Below are 4610 nucleotides of genomic sequence, written 5' to 3' on the forward strand. Positions count from 1 at the left end.
TGCGGACGACCCGGCTTGATGCCCCGCGGCAGCAGCGGCTCAAGCCGGGCCCACTGCCCGTTCGTCAGATCCCCACGTCCCACAGGACGTGATCATCACGAACAAGATCAACTTTCGCAACAGACCCTAAGCGGATCGGTGGATACGCCCACCAGAAGAAGCGCCAGCGGGGTGTGCGGGTCTTGGGCCTGATCGTCGCCTTTCGTCATGCTATTGGTCAGTTTGTTTGTATTTGAGGCAAGCTTATGGTCAGGGGCAAGAGTCAACGTTGTCCTTGCGCCGTCGCCGCCCGGGAGGTTCTTCCGGCCGGATTCCACAGGCCCCTCGGCTGGACCACCTGAGTAGCACCCATGCGACTCTGGTGCCACGCTGGCGCCCTTCCCTACCACTGAGGAGCGCTTCGATGAGCTTGATCAACGGTCTGCCCGTTCATGTCCTGCTGGTGCATGTGGTCGTCGTGTGGGTTCCTCTCACCGCGCTGGCCCTGGTCGCGGCAGCGCTGTGGCCGCGCGCCGCCCGGCGGCTGGGTCCACTGTTACCGCTGCTGGCCCTCGTCGCCCTGGTCAGCGTGCCGTTGACCACGCAGGCCGGCGAGTGGTTGGAGAAGCACGTGGACGACGACGCCCTGGTCCGTCGGCACACCGAACTGGGTGACAGCCTGCTGCCGTGGGTTGTGGGGCTGTTCGTACTGGCGGCGGTCGTGTGGTGGGCGCAGCGACGTGCCGGCGCACAGCCTGATCAAGACGCAGAACTGCGCTGGTCCGCCCTGCCAGTACGGATCGTCCTGGGAGTCCTGTCCCTGGCGGTTGCCGTGGGGGCGGTGGTGGACGTCTACCGGATCGGTGACTCCGGGGCGCAGGCCGCCTGGCACGACGCATTCTCGAAGACGGCGACGGGGACGAAGGACGACTCCTGATCCCGTGGACCGTTGAGGGCTGGAGGGCAGCTGGCTTCCCCGCGCTGGATCCTCACAGGCAAAAAACTGGGAGCTGTCACGTTGGCGGTGGGTGAGATGATCTTCTGGCTGGGGCCTGTCGGGAGGGCTGGTTGGTGTCGGTTGCAGCGCCGTCGTACCGGAATCACCTCTACCCGGCGGAGATCATCGCGCACTGTGTGTGGCTGTATCACCGGTTCCCGCTGAGCTTCCGCGAGGTCGGGGAGCTCATGCTGGAACGGGGAGTGATCGTCTCCTGCGAGACGGTGCGTCGCTGGTGCGTGAAGTTCGGGCAGGCCTACGCCAACGGACTGCGCCGGCGCCGCCCGCGGCCGGGTGACACATGGCATCTCGACGAGGTGTTCATCAGGATCGACGGGGTGCAGAAGTATCTATGGCGGGCCGTCGACCAGGATGGCAACGTCCTGGACATCCTGGTCCAGAACCGGCGGGACAAGGCCGCGGCCAGACGTTTCTTCCGCCGGCTCCTCAAAAAGACCGGGCCAGGGCTCTTGCAAAGTCGCATTTCTCTGACGTTTTCGCTGGTCATCGAGGGATGCCGAGAATGTCGAGTGGGGCGGTGAAGGGCTCGAAGGACAGGTCGTGGACGGCTTCGGCCATGTTCGTGGCGCCGGTGGCACGTAGCCGGTTCAGGGCGGTGTTGCGCAAGGTGGCCATGTTCTCGGGGCCGTGGCCGGTGCGGATCTGGGAGCGGTCTTCGTCCCAGAGGGTGTCGCGCACGTAGTGGATTTTGTTCTCGATGTGCCAGTGGCTGCGCAGGCATGTCCTCGGGTTTCGCCTGGCGTGCGGGCAGGTCGGTGATGACGTAGACGGTCTCGCGGGTGCGCCTGCCCGTCGCCTCCGTCCGCCGCCAACCTGAGGGGGCGGCCCTGCTCCTCCCCGGCGGGCCGCAGCAGCGCGGCCAGACCGTCGGGGTGCACGTGCTCGATGACCCGGCGGACGGTGTCCATCGACGCGGCCGGCCGTACCCCCAGCGCGCCTCGGACCGGGAAGCCGAGCCGGGCCAGGGCGTCCTGGGGCGCCCGCCGCAGCCAGTGCCCGATGGCCGCGTACGCACACGCACCTGCCGCTACCGCGCAGGCCGCCGCTCTCACCAACGCGACCAGCGGATACCGCCGCCCGCGACGATCACGCGGGTCGACACCCTCCACCGCGCCGTCACCCGCCAGGGCGACAGCACACGACAGCACGAGCGCCGGCCATGGCAGACTCGCGAATCACCGAAGCTCCATTGCTGGCAAGGGCCTTGAGAGGTCACTCGCTACAACGGAGCTTCGCTCTTCCCGGTCGCACCCCAGCTGACCAGCCACTCCACAAGATCAAGACGACCTTGCAAGAGCCCTGAAGACCGGGCAGGTCCCCCGGGTGGTCGTCACCGACAAGCTGAAGCCGTACGGTGCGGCGCACCGGGCGGTGATGCGGTCGGTGGAGCACCACTCGCACAAGGGCTTGAACAACCGGGCGGAGAACTCCCACCAGCCGACCCGGCAGCGGGAACACGCGATGAAAGGATTCCGTACCGTCGGTTCGGCGCAGCGGTTCCTGTCCACGTTCACCGGGATCTCACCCCACTTCCGGCCCCACCGTCACCTCATGACCGCCGACCACTACCGCTTCGAGATGACGCTCCGCTTCACCATCTGGAACCACATCACCGGAGCCGCCGGCCTGCCCGCCACGGCCTGAACCACCGGCCACCACAAGCCCCACCCTGACCCTGACAAACCGTCAGCAAGCCACACACCCGACACGGACGGCGTTGATGCCCCTATGGATGTCAAGCAGTGGCTTGTGCGGGGTCTGGACGGTCAGTCGCCTGCCTCGTGGGGGCGATGAGCCGGTAGATCTCTCGTGCGATGTATCGCTTCAGGCAGCGGATGATCAGCCTCGCCAGCAACTTGACAGCACCCTCCTCTTGATTTCCTCATGACGCGCAAGACCACGTCGGGACGCATCAGTGCGCGGGGCTTTTTGAGCAAGCTCATGACGTTCATGAGGTCAGCACACACTGTGCTGTCCATCGTGGCAGCAGTCAGGACGCGGACGTAGTAAGTGAGGAGAATCCGGTCCTTAATAGTAGGGCGGGCGCCGGTGGTCTCGCGGCAGCGCCAGTCTTCCCAAGTCGCAATGGACCATGCACCGGATGCCGCACGAGCAGCGGCCCGCTGGAACTCGGCGGTGGACGCGGCTCCGTTGGCCAACCAGCGTTCCAGGGCCTGAGCGCAGAGAGCGGAGACACTCATGCCATGGCCATAAACCGGGTTGAAGGCACAGGCAGAATCTCCCAATGCGACGAGTCCGGCCGGCCAGGTACGCATCTTCTCCCAGTGATGGTGGCGGTTAGCCGCCTGCCTGAATGCTGCGATCCTACCGACGGGCGTGGCCTTGGTGAGCAGCGAGTGCAGTGTGGGATCACGAAGAGTACGCGCGTATTCCAGGAAGCCCTCGTTGGTGTTCGGTGGGTAGTCAGCGCCATATCCGGCAAGCGTGCACCTCCAGTGTCCGTTTTCCTGAAGGAACATATAGGCGCAGCGACGTACATGGGGTGGACGGTGCTGCAGGGCAACCGCTGTGAAGTTCGGGGTATACTCCTGAGGGATTCGGAAATCCTGGGTGGCGTGCCCCATCTGGGCGTCCACCACGGTCTCTGTAGGCAGGGTATGCCCTAGCGCTGCGAGCCACTGCGAGAGCTTGGATGAGCGTCCGGTGGCGTCCACCACCAGGTCGGCGTGCATCGTTTGAGTCTGGTCCCCGGAACGGGTCCGGACCCCGACAACGCGGCCGGTCGCGTCGGTGAGTAGGTCGGTAACGGTGGTGTTATCCCTAACGTCCACTTTGGTGAGCCGTTTCCGCAGGGTAGCTTCCAACAGGGAGCGACTGCAGGTGAAGACCTTTGTCAGCGGCAGCCTCGGAAGCCACCCTTCTGTGCTCAGCCACCTTGCGTCGGCGGGGAACGAAATCCGGGGCGCACCCAGGCCATGGAGGGATTCCATAGCGCCCGGAAACAGAGACTCAAGAATGTTCTGCCCAGCCGGCCACAAAATATGAACGTGACGGTGCTGCGGAACTCCGGGGCGGTCACGTTCACTGCCGTCCAGCCGGTCACGCTCTATCATCGTCACGTTCCCGCAATGACGTGAAAGGACTTCGGCGGCAAGGATTCCTGCCACTCCCGATCCCATAACGATGGCGCTGTCCATAGGAAGCCCCTCTCCGTACTTTGGTGCCGACGCAACTCGAGCGCTGCCCATAGGTAACGCCCAAGTCCTAACAGCAGGGCCTTTCGATTGAACATTGGACGCAACAGTCAACTTTGAGCGTTTGTGAACGCTCTCCTTTCTGTGGGCTAGCTGATTTCTCGGCATCCGTTCGGGGCCGGGTTCGAGGACGGTCACGGCGAGGTCGGTGATGGTGCGGCTGCGGTCGGGGCGGCCGTCGTCGCGTTGCTCGCTGTAGCGGGAGATCGGGGACTTGACCTTGCGGGTGCTGGACCGGTGACGGCGGGGTGCGAGGAGCCGGGCCAGCACCCGCCTGCCGATCGGAGGCGCCTCAGACGCACGCAGGCTGGCCGCCCGCAAGAGCGCCTCTGACGCCCATGTCCACGGACGCGGTCCAACGAGCCGAGGGCCCGCCGCAGCTGGGCACCGGCCACGGC

4 protein-coding genes and 2 pseudogenes are annotated in these 4610 nt (G+C 65.4%); 3 read left to right on the forward strand and 3 right to left on the reverse strand.

What is annotated here, in order from left to right; genetic code table 11:
* Positions 1 to 403: 403 nt before the first annotated feature.
* Both ABZ624_RS42025 and ABZ624_RS42030 read left to right on the forward strand, forming a co-directional pair.
* Positions 404 to 916 (forward strand): DUF2231 domain-containing protein, encoded by a 513-nt coding sequence (locus ABZ624_RS42025; RefSeq protein WP_360100856.1) that lies wholly within the window; start codon positions 404 to 406, stop codon positions 914 to 916.
* Positions 917 to 1050: 134 nt separating this feature from the next.
* Positions 1051 to 1431 (forward strand): annotated as a pseudogene (locus tag ABZ624_RS42030) (IS6 family transposase); the annotation flags it as partial.
* 49 nt (positions 1432 to 1480) lie between these two features.
* Here the strand turns inward: ABZ624_RS42030 and ABZ624_RS42035 are convergent.
* Both ABZ624_RS42035 and ABZ624_RS42040 read right to left on the reverse strand, forming a co-directional pair.
* Positions 1481 to 1675: a hypothetical protein gene (locus ABZ624_RS42035; RefSeq protein WP_360100859.1), complete on the reverse strand. Its 195-nt coding sequence runs from the start codon at positions 1673 to 1675 to the stop codon at positions 1481 to 1483.
* Positions 1585 to 2145, reverse strand: coding sequence for a transposase family protein (locus ABZ624_RS42040; RefSeq protein ID WP_360100862.1), 561 nt, complete (start codon positions 2143 to 2145; stop codon positions 1585 to 1587). The genes ABZ624_RS42035 and ABZ624_RS42040 overlap by 91 nt, the downstream gene beginning before the upstream one ends.
* A gap of 151 nt (positions 2146 to 2296) precedes the next feature.
* On the opposite strand from ABZ624_RS42040, the pseudogene ABZ624_RS42045 reads away from it, so the two are divergent.
* Positions 2297 to 2641: pseudogene (locus tag ABZ624_RS42045) on the forward strand (DDE-type integrase/transposase/recombinase); the annotation flags it as partial.
* Between the two features lie 122 nt (positions 2642 to 2763).
* Here ABZ624_RS42045 and ABZ624_RS42050 read toward each other — a convergent pair.
* On the reverse strand, positions 2764 to 4155 hold the full coding sequence (locus tag ABZ624_RS42050) for an FAD-dependent monooxygenase (protein ID WP_360100865.1): 1392 nt from the start codon (positions 4153 to 4155) through the stop codon (positions 2764 to 2766).
* Positions 4156 to 4610: the final 455 nt, after the last annotated feature.

This window comes from Streptomyces sp. NPDC007205, from assembly GCF_040634095.1.
GTDB lineage: Bacteria > Actinomycetota > Actinomycetes > Streptomycetales > Streptomycetaceae > Streptomyces.